Consider the following 19,706-nt stretch of genomic DNA (forward strand, 5'->3'; position numbering starts at 1 on the left):
GGGAAACGGCACTCAGCCGTAATGGGCGCTAAACGAGGTTTCCAGCGCCTGCACTACCGCGCGCACGCGGGCGGCGCGTTGCAAATCGGGATGCAACACCAGCCAGATATCCACCCAGTCTTTGTTCTCCGGCAACAGGCGCACCAGCTCCGGGTCTTTGTCCGCCAAAAACGCGGAGAGCAGGCCGATGCCCAGCCCGCTGCGGGTGGCGGAACGCAGCAGTAGCTGCGAATTGCATTGCAGCACCACGTTGGGCTCGTGCAGGGCCTCGCCGCAGAAATTGTTCCAGTGGCGCGGCACCAGCTCGCGCGGGAACATCAGCAGATCGTGGCCGCGCAGCTGCTCGCCCCTGAGCGGCATGCCGCGCCGTGCCAGGTAGTGTGGGCTGGCGTACAGACCCATTTCGATGGTGGCTAACCGTTTGATGATCAGCTCATCGTCATCGGGGCGGGCGCCACGGATCGCCAAATCTGCGCCGTGGTAAGAGATATCGGCGATGTTCAGCGCCGTTAACAGCGTGACGGTGATGGCGGGGTAGCGTTCCCGCAGATCTTGCAGCGCCGGCATCACGAAGGCTTCGGCCAGGGTATCGGTGGTGGCGATGCGCACGTTGCCGCTCAGGCTTTCGTCACCGCTGGCGGCTTTGCGGTTGATCGCCTGCACCGCATTTTCCATCTTCATCACGTCCGCCAGCATTTCTTCCCCCAACGGGCTGAGGGCGAAGGATTTCGGCGTGCGGATAAACAGCTTGGAACCGAGCGCGTCCTCGAAAGCGGACAGCCGTCGACCGACGGTCGCCTGATCGACATGCAGCTGGCTGGCGGCTTTGCGTAGCGTGCCGCAGCGCGCGACGGCCAAAAAGAAGCGCGCGTCGTCCCAATTTATCATGCCATTTCCTCTCTGCAGATTTGTCGGCGCCGTAGGAAACAGGCCGGGCCGGACGAATGATAACGGGTTATATCATAAAGCGTTGCTCTGCCCTGGGGGAGAGAAAGACGGCTAGCGGCCTGCACATCGGCGGTTATTTCTCCGGTGATGCAAGAATGCATCAGGGTGATTCATTCTTGACGATACTTCGCCCGCCGCCGTAACGCTATGATAAGCCCCGTTCCCGGCCCGCCGGGTGAGAAAGATGTCGATGGCAGGCCACCGTCTGCCGACTTTGGGAGTTGAAACATGTCAGAAAATACCGCCAGCCAGATCGCGGCGCCGCAAAATGCTCAGGCGTCGCGCAGGACCATTTTATTGTTCCTGGCGCTGGCTTTGATGTCGGCATTGCTGAACAGCAGTGCGCCGACGCCGCTTTATCCGCTGTATCAGCAGCAGTTTGCGCTGAGTTCCGTCAGCCTGACCGTCGTTTACGGTGCCTACGCTGCCGGCGTACTGATCTCTTTGTTCGGCGTCGGCAATCTGGCCGGCAAAGTGAAGGATTTACGCAGCGTGATCGTGCCGGCATTGCTGGTGGTGTTGAGCGGTGCGCTGCTGTTTGCGCTGGCGGATACCTTTGTCATGATGCTCATGGCGCGACTGCTGGCCGGGGTGGGCACCGGGGCATTGACCGGGGCGGCAAACATCGCCCTGGTGCGTTTTGGGCCACAGGACGGCGGTAAAAACGCCGCGCTGATCGCCACGTTGTCCTTTACCACAGGGTTGGCGCTGGGCCCGATCTTCAGCGGCATCGCTTTGCAGACCGGTTTTCATCCCACGACGCTGCCGTTCATTTTCATCATGATCATTGCCGCCGTGGCGGCGTTGGGCGTGATGTTCTCGTGGCCGCGTGGCGTGGTTACGGCACCGACCCGCGCTGCGCCGACGGCGACAGAAAAAAGCACGCTGCTCGATGGCCTGCGTATCACCGGCGGTAAATTCTTTGTCTGTGCCGGGGCGCTGTTTATCTGTTGGGCTCTGGCCGCCAGCATTTTGGCTATTGGCCCCAGCGTGGCGGAAACGCTGTTAGGCATGCACCAGCGGGGCGTCTTTGGCTATGCGATTGCGGTGTATCTGTTGATCGCCGGTATTAGCCAGATCCTGAGCCGCCGCCTTAACGCCCGTCATTCGCTGTTGTTCGGTTGCCTGGCGCAGGTGCTGGCGGCGGTGGTATTCGCTGCGGCGATCCAATGGCATTCACTGTGGCTGGCGGCTGCGGGCCTGGTGGTGGCCGGCTATGCTTACGGCGCCATTTTCGTCGGCAGCGCGACCCTGGTAAACCTGATTTCGCCGCCGGCCAGCCATGCGCGTTTGCTTTCACTGTTTTACGTTATCGCTTATATCGCCAACTGGGTGCCGATCTTGCTGGGGATCGTGGTCGACCGTGTCGATCTGCAGCAGGCAACCCATCTGCTGTTCCTGAGCAGCACCACGGTATGCCTGTTGTTGGCATGGATGACGGTACGTGTAGGGTTCCCACGTTAATAATTTTGTGATTTAAGTCTCTTTTATTTAATTAACCATTCTTTAATTGCATTTATATTGTGATTTTAATCACATGAAATGACCGGCTTTCGGGTAAACTGCGCGCTTTCTTTTTGTCGCGGGTCACTTTATGAACGTTCTTTTCGCCATTGCCGTTACTACCGGGATCCTCTCCGGCGTGTGGGGCTGGGTTGCCGTCAGCCTGGGGCTGATCGGTTGGGCCGGTTTTCTCGGCTGCACGGCGTATTTCGCCTGCCCGCAGGGCGGGCTGAAAGGGCTGTTGATCGGCGCGTTGACCTGCTGCAGCGGCGTCTTCTGGGCAATGGCGATCATCCACGGCAGCGAACTGGCGCCGCAGTGGGAGCTGCTGGGGTATCTGCTGACCGGCGTCGTTGCGTTCCTGATGTGCATTCAGGCCAAGCAGCAGTGGCTGGGGTTTGTGCCCGGCACCTTTATCGGCGCCTGTGCGACCTTCGCCGGCGGCGGAGATTGGCCGCTGGTGACGCTTTCTCTGTTGGTGGGCTTGCTGTTTGGCTATGCGATGAAAAACAGCGGTCTGTGGTGGGCGGCGCGCAGCGAAAAAGCCCGTGCCGCACAGCCGGTCAGCCCGAATGCCGGCTCAAACGGTGCCGCCGAGTGAGAGGCGGTAGTGCAGATCGTGGCGCTCGGCGCAGGGTTCGCCCGCGATCCGCAGCAGCAGCATTTCAGCGGCGGTTTTCCCCATGTCAAAGCGCGGCGTGATCACGCTGGCGATGCCCGGCGTGGTCGCCTGGCCAATATCCAGGCCGTGAAAACCCGATAGCGCAATCTCCTGCGGCACGCGCACGCCGAGACGCAGGCAGGCCTGCAACACGCCCACCGCCAGATCGTCGTTGGTGCACAGGATACCGTCCAACTGCGGGTAGCGTTCGCGCGCCATCGCCAGCATGTCGGCGCCGATCGAAACCGAAGAGACCCGATGCGGCGTGATCTGGCGCGGCGTTTGCCCCTGAGCCGCCATGGCGCGGCAGTACCCCCGATAGCGTTTATTGTCGCGGGCGTCCGACATGGCGCCAAAGTAAACGATATGCCGTTTGCCGCTGGCGAGCAGCGCTTCGGTCATGTCATACCCCGCCTGTTCATTATCAAACCCCACCGCAATCCGCCCCGGCGGCGCGTCGAGATCCATCACCTGCGCGAGGGGGATTTTGGCGGCGCCGAGGTAGGTCTCTGCGCGCAAGGTATGCGCAGAGTCGGTGAGGATCAGCCCGGCGATCGGGTAGCTCAACAGCTGTGCGATCTGCTCTTCTTCCCGCTGCGGGCTGTAATCGTAGTTCACCACCAGCGTTTGGTAACCCCGCGCTTGGGTAACGGATTCGATGCCGGCCAGCAGATCGGCGAAGATCTGGTTGTTGAAGGAGGGGATCAGCACGCCGATGCGCGGTTTTCTGCCGGCCTGTGAGGTATCGGTATCTGTGACGTTCAGCTCCCGCATGACCTGCGCAATGCGTTCGGCGGTGTTGGCCGCCACTTTTTCCGGCGTGCGCAGGAAGCGGCTGACGGTCATTTTGGTCACGCCGGCCAATTGCGCGATGTCCTGTAGCGTAACGCGGGGGTGTTTCATTCGGTGGCCTTCACGGGCGGCGCGGCAAGGGCGGATAGCGGTATGTTAACAAATCGATTTGGCGATAACAATGAATGCGTTCCTATTGAAAATATCTATTTTTCAATTGGATAACTGATTTTTGCCCGCTTGCCGCCTGCGTGTGATCACGTTAAGGGTAACAGGGTTTCGTAACATGATGTTCAGTGATTTCCGTCACGTTTTTACCGGTAACAATCGGCTGAGATAGAGGCCTGTCCGATTGGAGGCCTGATGGCCGGGAATCACCATGAATAACCTGTTTTCACTGGATAACAAAATTGTCTTGATCACCGGCGCCTCGCGCGGCATCGGTTTTCTGCTGGCGCGCGGCCTGGCGCAGCAAGGCGCGCATATTCTGGTCAACGCCACCACCGACGAACATGCCCGACACGCCGCCGATCGCCTGCGCGAAGAGGGCTTGCGCGCCGATGCGGCGGCGTTCGACGTCACCGATTCCCAGGCGGTGCATGCTGCCATCGATCGTATCGAAGCGGATATCGGCGCGATAGATGTCTTGATCAACAACGCCGGCATCCAGCGCCGCCACCCGTTCACCGAGTTTCCGGAGCAAGACTGGGACGACATCATCGCCGTCAACCAGAAGGCGGTTTTCATCGTGTCGCAAACCGTGGCGCGTTATATGGTGCCGCGCCGGCGCGGCAAGATAGTCAACATCGGCTCGATGCAAAGCGAGCTGGGGCGGGACACCATTACCCCTTATGCGGCCTCCAAGGGCGCGGTGAAAATGCTGACGCGCGGCATGTGCGTGGAGCTGGCGCGCTACAACATTCAGGTCAACGGCATCGCCCCCGGCTACTTCAAAACCGAGATGACACAGGCGCTGGCCGACGATCCGGCCTTCACCGCCTGGCTGACCCAACGCACGCCCGCCGCACGCTGGGGCGATCCGCAGGAGCTGATCGGCGCGGCGGTGTTCCTGGCCGCCGACGCCTCCGCCTTCGTCAACGGGCAACTGCTGTTTGTCGATGGCGGCATGTCGGCGGCGGTGTAACCTTTTTTCGTGGAGTGTTGAGATGAAAATTCAAACCCAGTCCTGCGTGGTCAATGGCAAACGCGACGTGGCGGTGATTGCGCAAGAAGTGGATTACCGGGGGCAGGGAACGCTGGTGAAAATCAACCGCGGCGGCATCTGCGGCTCGGATCTGCATTACTTTCAGGAAGGCAGGGTCGGCAATTTTCAGGTGCGCCAGCCGATGGTGCTGGGCCATGAGGTGATCGGCGAAGTGGTCGCCAGCGATTCGCCGCAGCTGCCGGTCGGGCAGAAGGTGGCGCTCAATCCCAGCAAACCCTGTGGGCAGTGCAAATACTGTCTGGCGCAGCAAAGCAATCAATGCGTCGAGATGCGCTTTTTCGGTAGCGCGATGTATTTTCCGCACGTCGACGGGGCCTTTACCCAATACAAAGTGGTGGACAGCGCGCAGTGCATTCCTTACGGCGCCGATCGCGACGACAGGGTGATGGTGTTCGCCGAACCGCTGGCGGTGGCGATCCACGCGGCGAAGCAGCCCGGCGACGTGACGGGGAAAAAGATCTTCGTGTCCGGCGTCGGTCCGATCGGCTGCCTGCTGGTGGCGGCGCTGAAAGCGCTGGGCGCCGCCGAAATTGTCTGTGCCGATCTCAGCCCGCGCTGCCTGGCGATCGCCAGGCAAATGGGGGCCGATCGGTGCCTGCATGCCGCGGACGACGATGTTAGCGGTTATCAGCAGGACAAAGGATATTTCGACGTCGCCTTCGAAGTGGCGGGGCATCCGCAGTCGCTGCAGCGCTGCCTGGAGATCACCCGCGCCAAAGGCACCGTGGTGCAGGTGGGCATGGGCGCCAGCTTCCCCGATTTTCCGCTGATGTTGTTGATCGCCAAGGAGTTGAACCTGCTCGGATCCTTCCGCTTCGTGGCGGAGTTTGCGCTGGCGGTGGCGTGGCTGGCCGACGACGTGGTCGATCCGCTGCCGTTGCTGTCGGCGGAGTTCGCCAGCGGGCAACTGGCGCAGGCGCTGGAGTTTGCCGGCGATAAGCGCCAGGCCGCCAAGGTGCAATTGGTGTTTTAGGGTAAAAGTCCGATGGCCGCAGGCTGCGATCCTTGTCTATAGTGTAGGAACGCTTAATTTTTCAACCACGGAGATCTCACTATGGCAAGACATACGGATGCTGAGCAAACTACGCTGGATGACGATCTGAGAATGCTGACCGAGACGCTGGAAGAAGTGCTGCAATACACCGGCGATCGCGCGGATCAGGCCTACATCGACATCAAGTCGCACGCCGAGCAGGCGCTGAGTGAGGTTAAGGCGCGCTGGGCGAACACCGGCGAATCCTACTACGCGCGCGCCAAAGAAGCGGTGCACCGCACCGACGACTACGTGCGGGATAAACCCTGGCACAGCGTAGGCATCGGCGCCACCGTCGGGCTGGTGCTGGGGCTGCTGCTGGCCCGTAAATAAATCACGGCATCGGGGCGGCGCAGGCCGCCTCGTGCTTTTCTGCAGGCTGTGTTGTTCATCTCGCCGTTTCCCCGCTGGCTTTCCCTTATCCCGCCTATACTTCCCGCTAGCCGCCGTCGGAGCGTCTCTATTTCCCTTGTTTTTGTATGGACGGATTGAGCCGGCGCCGCCGCAAGTGTAAAGTGTTTGTGTGTTTATTGTTTGTTTTTTGTTCTAAATCAAATAATTATCTGGTGTAAACACCCAGGGATATACGGCGTTCTTGCGCTGGCGCAAAAGCCGTGAAAATAACACCTCATATAATACAGAGCGTAACTACAGGCGCGGCGTCCGTCGGCTGCGCCGGAGACGATCTCTGCTAACTGACTTGTGAGCGAACTATGTCGACAAGTGTTTTTAATCGCCGGTGGGCGGCTGTGCTGCTCGAGGCGCTGGCCCGCCATGGGGTGCGGCATGTTTGTATCGCTCCGGGATCGCGCTCCACGCCGCTGACGCTGGCCGCCGCGGCTAACCGATCGTTTATCTGTCATACCCATTTTGACGAGCGCGGGCTCGGCCATCTGGCGCTTGGGCTGGCGAAGGCGGCGCGTGAGCCGGTGGCGGTGATCGTCACGTCCGGCACCGCGGCGGCCAACCTTTATCCCGCGTTGATCGAAGCCGGCCTGACCGGTGAGCGGCTGGTGTTTCTCACCGCCGATCGGCCGCCGGAGTTGATCGACTGCGGCGCCAATCAGGCTATCCGTCAAAACGGCCTCTACAGCAGCCACCCGACGCTGGCGATCGATCTGCCGCGTCCTACGCCGGATATTCCGGCCGCGTGGCTGGCCTCCAGCGTCGACAGCGCGATGGCGCGCCTGCAGCACGGCGCTTTGCACATCAACTGCCCGTTCGCCGAGCCGCTGTACGGCGGCGACGAACGTCACTATGCCGATTGGTCCGCCGCGCTGGGCGACTGGTGGCAGAGCGATCGTCCGTGGCTGCAGGAGAGCGAGACGCATGCGGCGCCATTGCCGCAGCCGGACTGGTTCTTCTGGCGGCAGAAACGCGGCGTGGTGTTGGCCGGGCGCATGAGCGCGCAAGAGGGCGCGCAGGTGGCCGAATGGGCCGCAACGCTGGGCTGGCCGCTGATCGGCGACGTGCTGTCGCAGACCGGGCAACCGCTGCCCTGCGCCGATTTGTGGCTCGCTCATCCGCAGGCGCAGCGCGTACTGCAAGATGCGCAGCTGGTGGTGCAGTTCGGCGGCAGCCTGACCGGCAAACGCCTGCTGCAGTGGCAGGCTCAGTGCCGGCCGGAAGAGTATTGGGTCATCGACGAGCTGCCGGGGCGGCTCGATCCGGCCCAGCACCGGGGGCGGCGCCTGCGCGCCGGCGTGGCTCAGTGGTTGGCGCAGCACCCGGCGCCGCCGCGCCAGCCTTGGGCCGCCGGGCTGGCCGTGCTGGCGGATAAAGCGCTGACGGCGGCATCCACGCATCTGCACGATAACTTTGGCGAAGCGCAGCTGGCGCACCGCCTGCCGGAGCTGCTGCCGGAGAACGGCCAGCTGTTTCTCGGCAACAGCCTGGTGGTGCGGCTCATCGATGCGCTAACGCCATTGCCCGTCGCCTACCCGGTATTCAGCAATCGCGGCGCCAGCGGCATCGACGGCCTGATCTCCACCGCCGCCGGCGTGCAGCGCGCCACAGCCAGACCGACGTTGGCGGTGGTGGGCGACCTTTCCGCACTGTATGACCTCAATGCGCTGGCGCTGCTGCGCCAGAGCTCGGCGCCGACGGTGCTGATCGTCGTCAACAACAACGGCGGCCAAATTTTCTCGCTGCTGCCGACGCCGGAAGAGGATCGTCAGCGCTTTTACTGCATGCCGCAGAACGTCGAGTTCAGCCACGCGGCGGCGATGTTCCAGCTGGGTTACGCGCGGCCGGAGAACTGGAGCCAGCTGCAACAGGCGGTTGAACAAGGCTGGCGGCGCGGCGGCGCCACGCTTATCGAACTGCAGGTGCCGCCGAGCGCGGGGGCCGAAAGCCTGCAATACCTGGTGCAACAGATGGCGGTGCAATGATGCTGGCGACGCGAATTTTGCAACAGGGCGAAGCGGACCGCCCGTGGCTGGTGTGGCTGCATGGCCTGCTCGGCAACAACAATGAATGGCGGGTGATCGCCGCACGCTGCCCGGAATGGCCGTCGCTGGCCATCGATCTGCCCGGCCACGGCGATTCCGTGGCGGTGAGCTGCCGCGGCTTCGACGACATCAGCGCGCAGATTGCCGCCACGCTGCAGCTGCGCAATATCGAACGCTATTGGCTGGTGGGCTACTCGCTCGGCGGGCGCATCGCCATGTATCACGCCTGCCACGGCCGCCATGCCGGCCTGCAGGGGGTGATCGTCGAGGGCGGCAACCCGGGGCTGGGGGACGAAGAGCAGCGCCGCCGGCGCTGCGAACAGGATGCGCTGTGGGCGGCGCGTTTTCGCAGTGAGCCGATCGCCGAGGTCCTGGCGGACTGGTATCAGCAGCCGGTGTTCAAAGAGCTTAGCCATGTGCACCGCCAGGCGCTGATCGCCGCGCGCTCGGTCAACAGCGGCCCGGCGATCGCCGACATGCTCGAAGCCACGTCGCTCGGGCGGCAGCCCTATCTGGCGCCGCAGCTGCGCCAACTGACCGTGCCGCTGCAGGTGCTGTGCGGTGAGAACGACCCCAAATTTCAACGGCTGGCGCGCGACGCCGGGTTGCCGTTGCGCATCGTGCCGCAGGCCGGGCACAACGCGCATCTGGCCAATCCGCAGGATTTCGTCGCCGAGCTGCAGACCTTTCTCGTTAACCCTGGTTAAAGGAACCGAACATGCTTTATCCGAATGAAGAACAGCTGTATGCCGCCATCGCCTGGCAGGATTGCACCGGCGATTTCGAAGACATTCTGTATCACAAGTCCGCCGACGGCATCGCCAAAATCACCATTAACCGGCCGCAGGTGCGCAACGCGTTTCGCCCGCAAACGGTTAAAGAGATGATCGACGCGCTGGCCAACGCCCGTTACGACGACGGCATCGGCGTCATTATTCTGACCGGCGCCGGCGATAAGGCCTTCTGCTCCGGCGGCGATCAGAAAGTGCGCGGCGATTACGGCGGCTATCGCGACGACAGCGGCGTGCATCACCTCAACGTGCTGGACTTCCAGCGCCAGATCCGCACCTGCCCGAAACCGGTGGTGGCGATGGTGGCCGGCTATTCGATCGGCGGCGGCCACGTGCTGCACATGATGTGCGATCTGACCATCGCGGCGGATAACGCCATCTTCGGCCAGACCGGCCCGAAAGTGGGCTCGTTCGACGGCGGCTGGGGCGCGTCTTACATGGCGCGCATCGTCGGCCAGAAGAAGGCGCGCGAAATCTGGTTCCTGTGCCGCCAGTACGATGCCGCCGCCGCGCTGGACATGGGGCTGGTCAATACCGTGGTGCCGCTGGCCGATTTGGAAAAAGAGACGGTGCGCTGGTGCCGCGAAATGCTGCAGAACAGCCCGATGGCGCTGCGCTGCCTGAAGGCGGCGCTGAACGCCGACTGCGACGGCCAGGCCGGTTTGCAGGAGCTGGCGGGCAACGCCACCATGCTGTTCTACATGACCGACGAAGGGCAGGAAGGGCGCAACGCGTTCAACGAGAAGCGTCAGCCGGACTTCAGCAAATTCAAGCGTAACCCGTAATGAACGGGGTAAACCGCAGCGCGGCGCTTTACCGTTACAGCCTGCCGATGGAGGCGGGCGTGGTGCTGCGCAATCAGCGGTTGAAAACGCGTGACGGATGGGTGGTGCAGCTGCGTCAGGGCGAGCGTGAAGGCTGGGGCGAGATCGCGCCGCTGCCGGAATTCAGCCGGGAAACGCTGGCGCAGGCCGAACAGGCCGCGTTGGACTGGCTGCAGGCCTGGTTGGCGGGCAACGAACCGGATGACAGCGCGCTGCCTTCGGTGGCCTTTGGGCTCAGCTGCGCGCAGGCCGAGCTGGAGCAGCGCTTGCCAACGCAGGCGGATTTCCGCAAGGCGCCGCTGTGTACCGGCGATCCGGATGAGCTGTTCGAGACATTGAACGCCTTGCCGGGCGAGAAAGTTGCCAAGGTGAAGGTGGGGCTGTATGAGGCCGTGCGCGACGGCATGATCGTCAACGTGCTGCTGGAGGCGCTGCCGGATCTGCGGCTGCGGCTGGACGCCAACCGCAGCTGGACCCGCGCCAAAGCCGACGGCTTCGCCAAATACGTCAACCCGGCGTGGCGCGATCGCATCGCCTTTTTGGAAGAGCCCTGCAAGACCCGTGATGAATCGCGCGATTTCGCCCGGGCGACCGGCATCGCCATCGCCTGGGATGAGAGCGTGCGCGAGGCGGACTTTGTGGTGCAGGCAGAGCCGGGCGTGGCGGCCATCGTGATCAAGCCGACGCTGGTCGGCAGCCTGGCGCGCTGCCAGGCGCTGGTGGCGCAGGCACATGCGGCGGGGCTGACGGCGGTGATCAGTTCCAGCATCGAGTCCAGCCTGGGATTAACCCAGCTGGCGCGCATCGCCCGCTGGCTGACGCCGGACACCGTGCCGGGGCTGGACACGCTGGGGTTGATGCAGGCGCAGGTGCTGCGGCCTTGGCCGGGTAGCGCATTGCCGCTGCTGGATGCCTCGGCGCTGGAGTGCCTATGGCGCCGTTAAGCGATTGGCCATGGCGGCACTGGGCGCGCCTTCAACCGCAGGCGACGGCGCTGCTGCTTGGCGCGCGGCCGCTGAGTTGGCTGGCGTTGCAAGGCCAGGTGGATGAGCTGGCGGCGGACTTCCAGCACCAGGGCGTGGAGCCGGGCTGCGGCGTGGCGCTGTGCGGTAAAAACAGCTACCCGCTGCTGTTGGCCTATCTGGCGCTGCTGCAATGCGGCGCACGCCTGTTGCCGCTCAATCCTGCCTTGCCGACGCCGCTGCTGGCACAGCTGTTACCCGAATTGGACATCATCTTTGCCTTCGGCCCGGATCCGTTGCCGGCGCTGCCGGAAGAGGTGATTCGATTGACGCCGCCCTCGACCGAGCCGCGCTGGCCGAACCTGCCGATGTGGGATGCGCAACGTCTGGCGACGCTGACGCTGACCTCGGGCTCCAGCGGCCTGCCGAAAGCGGCGGCGCACAGCTACGCCAATCATCTGGCCAGCGCCGCCGGGGTGTTGCGGCTGATGGATTTTCAGCGCGAGGATTGCTGGCTGCTGTCACTGCCGCTGTTTCACGTCTCCGGCCAGGGCATCGTCTGGCGCTGGCTGGCGGCGGGGGCGCGGCTGGCGGTGCGCGAGATGCATCCGCTGGCCGAGGCGTTGGCGGGATGCACGCACGCCTCGCTGGTGCCGACACAGCTCTGGCGGCTGCTGGCGCAACCGCTGACGGGCATGACGCTGAAAGAGGTGCTGCTCGGTGGCGCCATGATCCCGGTGGCGCTGACCGAACGGGCGGAAGCGGCGGGGATCCGCTGCTGGTGCGGCTATGGGCTGACTGAACTGGCTTCCACGGTGTGCGCCAAGCGCGCCGATGCGCGGCCGGGCGTCGGCCTGCCGCTCAGCGGCCGCGAGGTAAAACTGGTGGACGAAGAGGTCTGGATCCGCGCCGACAGCCTGGCGCTCGGCTACTGGCGTCATGGCCAGCTGCAGCCGCTGGCGGATGAACAGGGTTGGTTCGCGACCCGCGATCGCGGCGCGATGGCCGAGGGGGAACTGCGCATTTTGGGCCGGCTGGACAACCTGTTTTTCAGCGGCGGCGAAGGGGTGCAGCCGGAGGATATCGAACGCGTGTTGGCGGCGCACCCGCAGATCTCGCAGGCGTTTGTGGTGCCGGCGGCGGACGCCGAGTTCGGCCAGCGGCCGGTGGCGGTAATCGACGGCGATCCGTCGCTGTCGCTGGCGGCGTTGCTCGCCTGGTCGCAGGACAAGCTGGCCAATTTCCAACGCCCGGCGGCGCTGCTCCCGCTGCCTGACGAGCTGAAAAACGGCGGCATCAAGATTTCGCGCCGCCAGTTGCAGCAATGGGTGGCGCAGCGCCTCTCTCAGGCATAAAAAAGCCGCCCGAAAGGGCGGCTGAGTGGATGACGGCAGGGGGTTATTTCAGCCCCAGCGCCTTGGCGACGCCGGCGCCGTAGTCCGGGTGCACCTTGGTGAACAGCTCGACCTGACGGCGCTGGATTTGCTCCGGCACCTGCGACAGTTCGCCGGCGATGCGGGTGAACATGCGCTGGTGCTCTTCGGCGCTCAGCAGGTTGAACAGCGCGCGCGGCTGGCTGTAGTAATCGTCGTCTTCACGATGATTCCAGTGGTCGGCCGCGCCCTCAATGCTCAGCGGCGGCTCGCTGAAGTCCGGCTGCTCCTGGAACAGGCCGAAGCTGTTTGGTTCGTAGGTGGCGCCGTTGCCGCTGTTGCCGTCCACGCGCATCGCGCCGTCGCGATGGTAGTTGTGGAACGGGCATTTGGCGCCGTTCACCGGGATCTGGTGGTGGTTGACGCCCAGGCGATAGCGGTGCGCATCGCCATAGGAGAACAGACGGCCCTGCAGCATTTTATCCGGCGAGAAACTGATGCCCGGCACCACGTTGGCGGGGTTCATCGCCACCTGCTCAACCTCGGAGAAGTAGTTGTCGGGGTTGCGGTTCAGCTCGAAATAGCCGACGTCGATCAGCGGATAGTCGCCGTGCGGCCACACCTTGGTCAGATCGAACGGGTTGTATGGCGTCTGCGAGGCTTCGTGTTCCGGCATGATCTGAATTTGCAGCTTCCAGCGCGGGAAGTCGCCGCGTTTGATCGCGTCGAACAGATCGCGCTGTGAGCTTTCGCGATCCTTGGCGATGATCGCTTCCGCTTCTTCATCCATCAGGTTTTCAATGCCTTGCTGGCAGCGGAAGTGGAATTTCACCCAGAAACGCTCGTTGGCGGCATTGATAAAGCTGAAGGTGTGGCTGCCGAAGCCGTGCATGTGGCGATAGGATTTCGGAATGCCGCGATCGCTGAAGTCAATGGTCAGCTGGTGCAGCGACTCCGGCAGGTGGGAGAAGAAGTCCCATTTGTACACCGGGTTGCGCAGGTTGGTATGCGGATCGCGTTTCACCACGTGGTTGAGATCGGGGAATTTCAGCGGATCGCGCAGGTAGAACACCGGCGTATCGTTACCCACCAAATCCCAGTTGCCTTCTTCGGTATAGAACTTCATGGCGAAGCCGCGAATGTCGCGTTCGGCGTCGGCGGCGCCGCGTTCACCGGCGACGGTGGAGAAGCGGATGAACATGTCGGTCTGTTTGCCGACCTCGGAGAAGATCTTGGCGCGGGTGTAGCGGGTGATGTCGTGGGTGACGGTAAAGGTGCCGTAAGCGCCGGATCCCTTGGCGTGCATGCGGCGCTCGGGGATGACTTCACGGTCGAAGTGGGCCAATTTTTCCAGGAACCACACGTCCTGCAACAGCATCGGGCCGCGTTTGCCTGCGGTGATCACGTTATTGTTATCGACAACCGGGGCGCCGGCTGCGGTGGTCAGTCCTTTCTTGCTCATCACTTGCTCCTTATCGTAGTGCAGTTAAGTAAAGACTCGGGCGGTTTAAGCGTTCATCAGCATAGTCCTTTGGCGGGGCTTCTTCCCCTGACCTTGGTCAAAGCCACTACTAGTTGTAGCCCTATTGCCGAGCGACGGCAAATAGGTCTCGGTTATCGTTGGCATTGCCTTGACGAATATAGAATCTTGTTTGCAAATATTTACATTTATTTGATTATTGAAGAATTTTTTCGCTTTTATCCCTTAAATACTCATTGCGCTTTGGTATAGACTCGTGACGTTATTATTATGCGTTGATTCGATCATTCGGTACGGATGACAAACCAGAGGGAAATATGATGAAAAAGACTTGGGTCGCGTGCGCGGCAGGATTGCTGTTAGTGACCGGCGCGGCGAACGCCATCAGCGTGTCGGGCGAAGCCGGGCAACACTACACCAACCTGGGCGTTGGCATGAGCACCGGCTCTTCTGGTCTGGGCCTGACCGGCAACTGGGCGCGCAGCGACCACGACGGTAACGTCGGCAGCGTGGGGCTGAACTTCGGCGTGCCGCTGGGGCCGTTGACGGCGACCGTGGGTGGCAAAGCGCTGTACCTCAGCCCGAAAGACGGGAAGAGCGGCGGGGCGGTGGCGCTGGGCGGCGGCCTGGAGTGGGAGATCAACCGCTACTTCAGCCTGCACGGCGAAGGTTACTTTGCCCCTGACTCTTTCACCAGCGGCGTGAAGGCCTATAACGAAGCCAGCGGCGGCCTGCGCTGGAAGTTCCGCCCGCTGAGCGTGGACGTGGGCTACCGTTACATGCAGATGGAAGGTAAAGACGGGCGCCGCGACAATACGCTGGCCGATGGCCCTTACGTCGGCGTGGGTCTGAGCTTCTGACGCTGTGAAAAAGGGGCCTTCAGGCCCCTTTGTTCTTTCTGTTCCGCTTACCCTACCGCCGGCAGCATGCCGCTGGCGATGCCCAGTTGAATGGCGATCACCGTCACCCCGCAGACAAACACCAACGCCAGCGCCGGCGTACCGCCCCAGACGCGATACTGTGCCTGATGTTTTTGGCGCGTTTTCCACACCAGCAGTGAAGGCAACAGCAGGGCCAGCACCGACAGAGCGATGGCGGCGAATCCCAACGCCAGCACGAAGCCGCGTGGATAGAACAGCGCAAAGGCCAGCGGCGGCAAGAAGGTGATGGCGCCGGTTTGCAGGCGACCACGCACGTTGTCTTGCCGTTTGAACAGGTCGGCCAGGAAATCGAACAGCCCAAGCGCGACGCCGAGGAACGAGGTCGCCAGCGCCAGATCGGCGAACAGGTGCACCGCCAGTTCAACGTGCGGCGAAGCCACCGCGTCGCGCACCGCCTGCAACAGACCGTTCAGCCCGGCCTGCTGCGCCAGAATGCCGACGAAGGTGTCGGAGCTGATGCTGCCCAGCGTTGCCAGCTGCCAGAAGATGTAGGCCATCAGCGGGATAGCGCTGCCGATGATAAACACCCAGCGCAGTTTGCGAATGTTGCCGCCCATATAGTTGACGATGCTCGGCACGCTGCCGTGGAAGCCGAAAGAGGTGAAGATCACCGGAATGGCCGACAGCGCCAGGCCTTGCTCCAGCGGCAGCGTCATCAGGTTGGTTTGGTGGATATTCGGCAGCATCAGGCCTAGCATCACCACCAGAAATACCACTTTGGCGCTGAACAGGATGCGGTTGAACAAATCGACCGAGTGGGTGCCGATGCACACCACGCCGCCGGCCACCAGGGTGAACAGCAGAACGCCGAGCGACACTGGGAAGTCCTGCGATGTCCACTGGCTGATGCTGGTGGCGAGCAGTTCGCCGGCGCCGCTGATATAGGCGGCGGTGAGGGCGTACATCAGGAACATCATGCTAAAGCTGGTCAGCCACTGGCCGCCGCCGCCGAGATAACGTTTGGCGAGGGTGCCCAGACCGGTATCCGCTTGCTCATGCTGGTAAACCTCTACCAGCAGCAGCGCGGTGTAACACATCAACAGCCACAGCCCGACCAGTAAGGCCAGCGTGACGCCGAAGCCGACGCCGGCCGCCGCCAGCGGCATCGCCAGCATCCCGGCGCCAATGGTGGTGCCCGCCACGATAAAAACACTGCCAAGAGTGCGATTCTTCACGTTTTTTCTCTACCAGCCGAAAGATTTTGAAAATTATAGGTAACGATTTATGAGGATGGCAGGATAGTGGAAGCCCTAATTTGTGTCAAACCGACGTTACGCATGATGTACAGTAATGTTTACATTGCGGCGAGCTGCATGGCACATGAGGAACGGGCCCATGGCTGAAATTATCCGCAGGCGGCTAGTGAAAAGTTATTTACGGGCTTCTATAGTGGAATGACCAAAAAATGTGGGAGAGATCAATGTTAAGGGTGGAGATGCTCAGCACCGGCGATGAGGTGCTGCACGGGCAAATTATTGATACCAACGCCGCCTGGCTGGCGGACTACCTGTTCCGGCAGGGAGTGCCGATGAGCGGGCGGGAAACGGTCGGGGACAGCCTCTCTGCGTTGATCGAGATCCTGCAGGAACGAAGCCATATCGCCGATGTGCTGATCGTCAACGGCGGCCTGGGGCCGACCAGCGACGATCTCAGCGCGCTGGCCGCCGCCAAAGCCTGTGGCGTAGAGCTGGTCGAACGGGCCGACTGGCTGGCGCGCATGGAAGCCTATTTCGCCGAGCGCGGGCGGCCGATGGCCCCTTCCAACCGCAAGCAGGCGCAGATCCCGGCCAACGCGGAAATGCTGGATAACCCGGTGGGCACCGCCTGCGGGTTCGCGCTGCAGCTGAACCGATGTCAGATGTTCTTCACCCCCGGCGTGCCGTCGGAATTCAAAGTGATGGTCGAACAGCAGATCGTGCCGCGTCTACGCCAACGCTTCACCTTGCCGACGCCGCCACTCTGCCTGCGCCTGACCACCTTCGGCACCTCAGAGAGCGATCTGGCCGCCGAGCTGGACGGTATGCCGCTGCCGCCGGATGTGGTGCTGGGTTACCGTTCCTCCAGCCCGATCATCGAGCTGAAGCTGACCGGGCCGGAAAGCCGGCGTGCGGAAATGGAACTGGCCTGGCGGCGCGTGCGCGAGGTGGCGGGGGACAACTGCATCTTTGAAGGCACTATCGGGTTGCCGGCGACGCTGACACATCGCCTGAATCAGCAAGGGCTGAAGCTGGCGTTGAGCGAGCAGTTCAGCGCCGGGTTGATCAATCTGCAGTTGCAGAGCGAAGGAGCGCCGCTGGCGGGGGGAGAACTGCTGCCGGCGCACTGCATCGAAACGCTGGAAACCACGCTGGCGCGCGCCCGCTCGCTGGCGGAATTGACCGGCGCGCCGTTGGCGTTGGCGGTCAGCGCCATGTGCGACGATCAGGTGAGCATTGCGCTGCATACGCCGCGCGGCGGGATTGGCCAGACGGTGCGTTATCGTGCGTCGCGCCACGGCCTGCGGCTGCGGCAGGAGTCGGTGGCGATGCTGGCGCTGGATATGCTGCGCCGCTGGCTGAATGGGGGCCAGGCGTGCGGTAAAAACGCCTGGCTGGAGGTGGTGGAAATTATCGAGTGACGGTCATGGCGCCGAGTTGCCGGCGTCACGGATTTGCTGCAGCCGTTCGGACGCCAGACGTGAAAGGTGTATCGCCGCCGCGCCCCGCGTTTGCGGATCTTGCACCATAGTCCTTGAGCGCCTGCGCGGCGAAACCGTACTGCAGATCGCGGAAACGCTGGGATATGCCTCGCCGAGTAATTTTATCTCCATGTTTCGCAAAGCCTTTGGCGATCCCCCGGCGTGTTATTTTTCCGCGTCGGCAGGAAAGGGGCGTTAAGCGAAATACTTTGAGGATAGTTATATATCCCTGATTAATCATAATCTTATAGGGGATATTCGCGGCGAGGGAATGCTGTTACTCTTTTGGCGGGTGCTTGAGACTGTTCGTCTTGGGCATTGTGTGACAAGGCGGATAGATGAAAGCCCCAAACTGACTCTCAATCAGAATGGGGCTGCCCTAACGCCTAGACACCGTTATGGTAGCCCCTTCACAGCAAGGAGGCAAGCATGCGCTTAAGGCATGTGCTTCATTCGCTAACCGTTGTATGTATTACGGTTTTGTTATTTATCTGGATGATAAGAGACTCGTTGTGCGAGCTGAAAATCTACCAGGAAAATATCACTATCCTGATCAGGTTGGCGTGTGAGGTGAAGCGGTAATCATAGGGCGGGGGCAACCCCGCCTTCTGGTCTCCAGGCGCGGTTTCCGGCACCCGACTTTACATTTCCAGCTCGATATCCGTCAGCGGCATACAGCAGCAGGGCAGGATCTCGCCGGCGTTGATAAACGCCAGCGGCTGTTGGCGGTAGGCCACTTCGCCTTTCACCAGCTTCAGGCGGCAGGCGCCGCAATAGCCGGAGCGGCATTGGTACTCCACCTGCACGTCGTGCAACTCCAGCACGTCGAGCAGGCAGCTTTCACTGTTGGGGCAGGAGAGCTGCGTGCCGGCGGAGCGCAGCGTTACGATTGGCGTCGCCATCGCTTACAGTTCGAAGTCGCTCAGGTCGTCGGCGTTGATCTCCGAGTCGATCTGGCCAACCAGGTAGGAGCTCACTTCCACTTCCTGCGGCGCCACCTGCACGTTGTCGGACACCAGCCAGGCGTTGATCCACGGGATCGGGTTGGAGCGGGTTTCGAACGGCAGACCGAGGCCGACCGCCTGCATGCGGATATTGGTGATGTACTCCACATACTGGCACAGGATGTCTTTGTTCAGGCCAATCATCGAGCCGTCGCGGAACAGGTATTCCGCCCACTCTTTTTCCTGCTGGGCAGCCAGCACGAACAGATCGTAGCACTGCTGTTGGCATTCCTCGGCGATCTCCGCCATTTCCGGATCGTCGGCGCCGGAACGCATCAGGTTCAGCATGTGCTGGGTGCCGGTCAGGTGCAGCGCTTCGTCGCGGGCGATCAGCTTGATGATTTTGGCGTTGCCTTCCATCAGTTCGCGCTCGGCGAACGCGAAGGAGCAGGCGAAGCTGACGTAGAAGCGGATCGCTTCCAGCGCGTTCACGCTCATCAGGCACAGGTACAGCTGTTTCTTCAGCGCGCGCAGATTGACGGTGACGGTTTTACCGTTCACCTGGTGGGAGCCTTCACCCAGCAGGTGATAGTAGCTGGTCATCTCGATCAGATCGTCGTAGTAGCCGGAGATGTCTTTCGCGCGCTTTTTGATCTCTTCGTTGGTGACGATGTCGTCGAACACCAGCGCCGGATCGTTGACGATATTGCGGATGATGTGGGTGTAAGAACGGGAGTGGATGGTCTCGGAGAATGACCAGGTTTCCACCCAGGTTTCCAGCTCAGGGATCGAGATCAGCGGCAGCAGAGCGACGTTCGGGCTGCGGCCCTGGATGGAATCCAGCAGCGTCTGATACTTCAGGTTGCTGATGAAGATATGCTTCTCGTGCTCCGGCAGCGCCTGGTAATCGATGCGATCGCGGGAGACGTCAACTTCTTCCGGGCGCCAGAAGAAGGAGAGCTGTTTTTCGATCAGCTTTTCGAAGATTTCATGCTTTTGCTGGTCGAAACGCGCAACGTTTACCGACTGGCCGAAGAACATTGGCTCTTGCAGCTGGTCGTTTTTGGTCTGAGAAAAAGTGGTGTAAGCCATAAGCCTGAAT

General features: G+C 62.0%; 19 protein-coding genes. 13 read left to right on the forward strand and 6 right to left on the reverse strand.

Annotated elements, in window-relative coordinates:
* Positions 1 to 12: 12 nt before the first annotated feature.
* Positions 13 to 888 (reverse strand): LysR family transcriptional regulator, encoded by an 876-nt coding sequence (locus ACJ8IN_RS15315; RefSeq protein WP_308325923.1) that lies wholly within the window; start codon positions 886 to 888, stop codon positions 13 to 15.
* A gap of 288 nt (positions 889 to 1,176) precedes the next feature.
* Here ACJ8IN_RS15315 and ACJ8IN_RS15320 point away from each other — a divergent pair, with 288 nt between their 5' ends.
* Both ACJ8IN_RS15320 and ACJ8IN_RS15325 read left to right on the forward strand, forming a co-directional pair.
* Positions 1,177 to 2,412 (forward strand): MFS transporter, encoded by a 1,236-nt coding sequence (locus ACJ8IN_RS15320; RefSeq protein WP_101427175.1) that lies wholly within the window; start codon positions 1,177 to 1,179, stop codon positions 2,410 to 2,412.
* Between the two features lie 130 nt (positions 2,413 to 2,542).
* Positions 2,543 to 3,052 (forward strand): DUF1097 domain-containing protein, encoded by a 510-nt coding sequence (locus ACJ8IN_RS15325; protein WP_033648040.1) that lies wholly within the window; start codon positions 2,543 to 2,545, stop codon positions 3,050 to 3,052.
* Here the strand turns inward: ACJ8IN_RS15325 and ACJ8IN_RS15330 are convergent.
* Positions 3,032 to 4,015 (reverse strand): LacI family DNA-binding transcriptional regulator, encoded by a 984-nt coding sequence (locus ACJ8IN_RS15330; protein WP_308325922.1) that lies wholly within the window; start codon positions 4,013 to 4,015, stop codon positions 3,032 to 3,034. The two genes, ACJ8IN_RS15325 and ACJ8IN_RS15330, sit on opposite strands and share 21 nt — an antisense overlap.
* A 268-nt stretch (positions 4,016 to 4,283) precedes the next feature.
* On the opposite strand from ACJ8IN_RS15330, the gene idnO reads away from it, so the two are divergent.
* The 8 genes from idnO (at position 4,284) to menE (ending at position 12,544) form a co-directional block, all read left to right on the forward strand.
* Positions 4,284 to 5,048: a gluconate 5-dehydrogenase gene (gene idnO / locus ACJ8IN_RS15335; RefSeq protein WP_033648038.1), complete on the forward strand. Its 765-nt coding sequence runs from the start codon at positions 4,284 to 4,286 to the stop codon at positions 5,046 to 5,048.
* Between the two features lie 22 nt (positions 5,049 to 5,070).
* Positions 5,071 to 6,102 (forward strand): L-idonate 5-dehydrogenase, encoded by a 1,032-nt coding sequence (idnD, locus tag ACJ8IN_RS15340; RefSeq protein ID WP_039565013.1) that lies wholly within the window; start codon positions 5,071 to 5,073, stop codon positions 6,100 to 6,102.
* An 81-nt stretch (positions 6,103 to 6,183) separates the two neighbouring features.
* Positions 6,184 to 6,495 carry a stress response protein ElaB gene (gene elaB, locus ACJ8IN_RS15345; RefSeq protein ID WP_025303653.1) on the forward strand — a complete coding sequence of 104 codons (312 nt, stop codon included), beginning with the start codon at positions 6,184 to 6,186 and terminating at the stop codon, positions 6,493 to 6,495.
* A 380-nt stretch (positions 6,496 to 6,875) separates the two neighbouring features.
* Positions 6,876 to 8,552, forward strand: coding sequence for a 2-succinyl-5-enolpyruvyl-6-hydroxy-3-cyclohexene-1-carboxylic-acid synthase (gene menD, locus ACJ8IN_RS15350; protein WP_060427560.1), 1,677 nt, complete (start codon positions 6,876 to 6,878; stop codon positions 8,550 to 8,552).
* Positions 8,549 to 9,319, forward strand: coding sequence for a 2-succinyl-6-hydroxy-2,4-cyclohexadiene-1-carboxylate synthase (menH, locus tag ACJ8IN_RS15355; protein ID WP_047571223.1), 771 nt, complete (start codon positions 8,549 to 8,551; stop codon positions 9,317 to 9,319). The genes menD and menH overlap by 4 nt, the downstream gene beginning before the upstream one ends.
* An 11-nt stretch (positions 9,320 to 9,330) precedes the next feature.
* Positions 9,331 to 10,188: a 1,4-dihydroxy-2-naphthoyl-CoA synthase gene (gene menB / locus ACJ8IN_RS15360; protein WP_033635308.1), complete on the forward strand. Its 858-nt coding sequence runs from the start codon at positions 9,331 to 9,333 to the stop codon at positions 10,186 to 10,188.
* Positions 10,188 to 11,171 carry an o-succinylbenzoate synthase gene (menC, locus tag ACJ8IN_RS15365; RefSeq protein WP_161764473.1) on the forward strand — a complete coding sequence of 328 codons (984 nt, stop codon included), beginning with the start codon at positions 10,188 to 10,190 and terminating at the stop codon, positions 11,169 to 11,171. The genes menB and menC overlap by 1 nt, the downstream gene beginning before the upstream one ends.
* Positions 11,159 to 12,544 carry an o-succinylbenzoate--CoA ligase gene (gene menE / locus ACJ8IN_RS15370; protein ID WP_308325921.1) on the forward strand — a complete coding sequence of 462 codons (1,386 nt, stop codon included), beginning with the start codon at positions 11,159 to 11,161 and terminating at the stop codon, positions 12,542 to 12,544. Before menC ends, menE begins: the two co-directional genes overlap by 13 nt.
* Before the next feature lie 43 nt (positions 12,545 to 12,587).
* Here the strand turns inward: menE and katA are convergent, their stop codons facing one another.
* Entirely contained in the window at positions 12,588 to 14,024 is a 1,437-nt protein-coding gene (katA, locus tag ACJ8IN_RS15375) for a catalase KatA (RefSeq protein ID WP_033648032.1), read from the reverse strand.
* Positions 14,025 to 14,362: 338 nt separating this feature from the next.
* Between katA and ACJ8IN_RS15380 the strand changes: the two genes are divergently transcribed.
* A complete protein-coding gene (locus tag ACJ8IN_RS15380) occupies positions 14,363 to 14,902 on the forward strand; it encodes a YfaZ family outer membrane protein (protein WP_060427555.1) in 540 nt (179 codons plus the stop codon).
* 47 nt (positions 14,903 to 14,949) lie between these two features.
* Here ACJ8IN_RS15380 and tyrP read toward each other — a convergent pair whose 3' ends face one another.
* Entirely contained in the window at positions 14,950 to 16,158 is a 1,209-nt protein-coding gene (tyrP, locus tag ACJ8IN_RS15385; RefSeq protein WP_015378562.1) for a tyrosine transporter TyrP, read from the reverse strand.
* A gap of 245 nt (positions 16,159 to 16,403) precedes the next feature.
* On the opposite strand from tyrP, the gene ACJ8IN_RS15390 reads away from it, so the two are divergent.
* Both ACJ8IN_RS15390 and ACJ8IN_RS15395 read left to right on the forward strand, forming a co-directional pair.
* On the forward strand, positions 16,404 to 17,600 hold the full coding sequence (locus tag ACJ8IN_RS15390) for a nicotinamide mononucleotide deamidase-related protein YfaY (RefSeq protein WP_308325920.1): 1,197 nt from the start codon (positions 16,404 to 16,406) through the stop codon (positions 17,598 to 17,600).
* A gap of 489 nt (positions 17,601 to 18,089) precedes the next feature.
* Positions 18,090 to 18,242, forward strand: a complete 153-nt coding sequence (locus tag ACJ8IN_RS15395; protein ID WP_033648029.1) for a Hok/Gef family protein — start codon at positions 18,090 to 18,092, stop codon at positions 18,240 to 18,242.
* Positions 18,243 to 18,301: 59 nt separating this feature from the next.
* On the opposite strand, the gene yfaE is transcribed toward ACJ8IN_RS15395, so the two are convergent.
* Positions 18,302 to 18,562: a class I ribonucleotide reductase maintenance protein YfaE gene (yfaE, locus tag ACJ8IN_RS15400; RefSeq protein ID WP_047571230.1), complete on the reverse strand. Its 261-nt coding sequence runs from the start codon at positions 18,560 to 18,562 to the stop codon at positions 18,302 to 18,304.
* 3 nt (positions 18,563 to 18,565) lie between these two features.
* On the reverse strand, positions 18,566 to 19,696 hold the full coding sequence (gene nrdB / locus ACJ8IN_RS15405) for a class Ia ribonucleoside-diphosphate reductase subunit beta (protein WP_047571232.1): 1,131 nt from the start codon (positions 19,694 to 19,696) through the stop codon (positions 18,566 to 18,568).
* Positions 19,697 to 19,706: the final 10 nt, after the last annotated feature.

The organism is Serratia sp. CY31944 (genome assembly GCF_052169175.1).
Lineage (GTDB): Bacteria > Pseudomonadota > Gammaproteobacteria > Enterobacterales > Enterobacteriaceae > Serratia > Serratia sarumanii.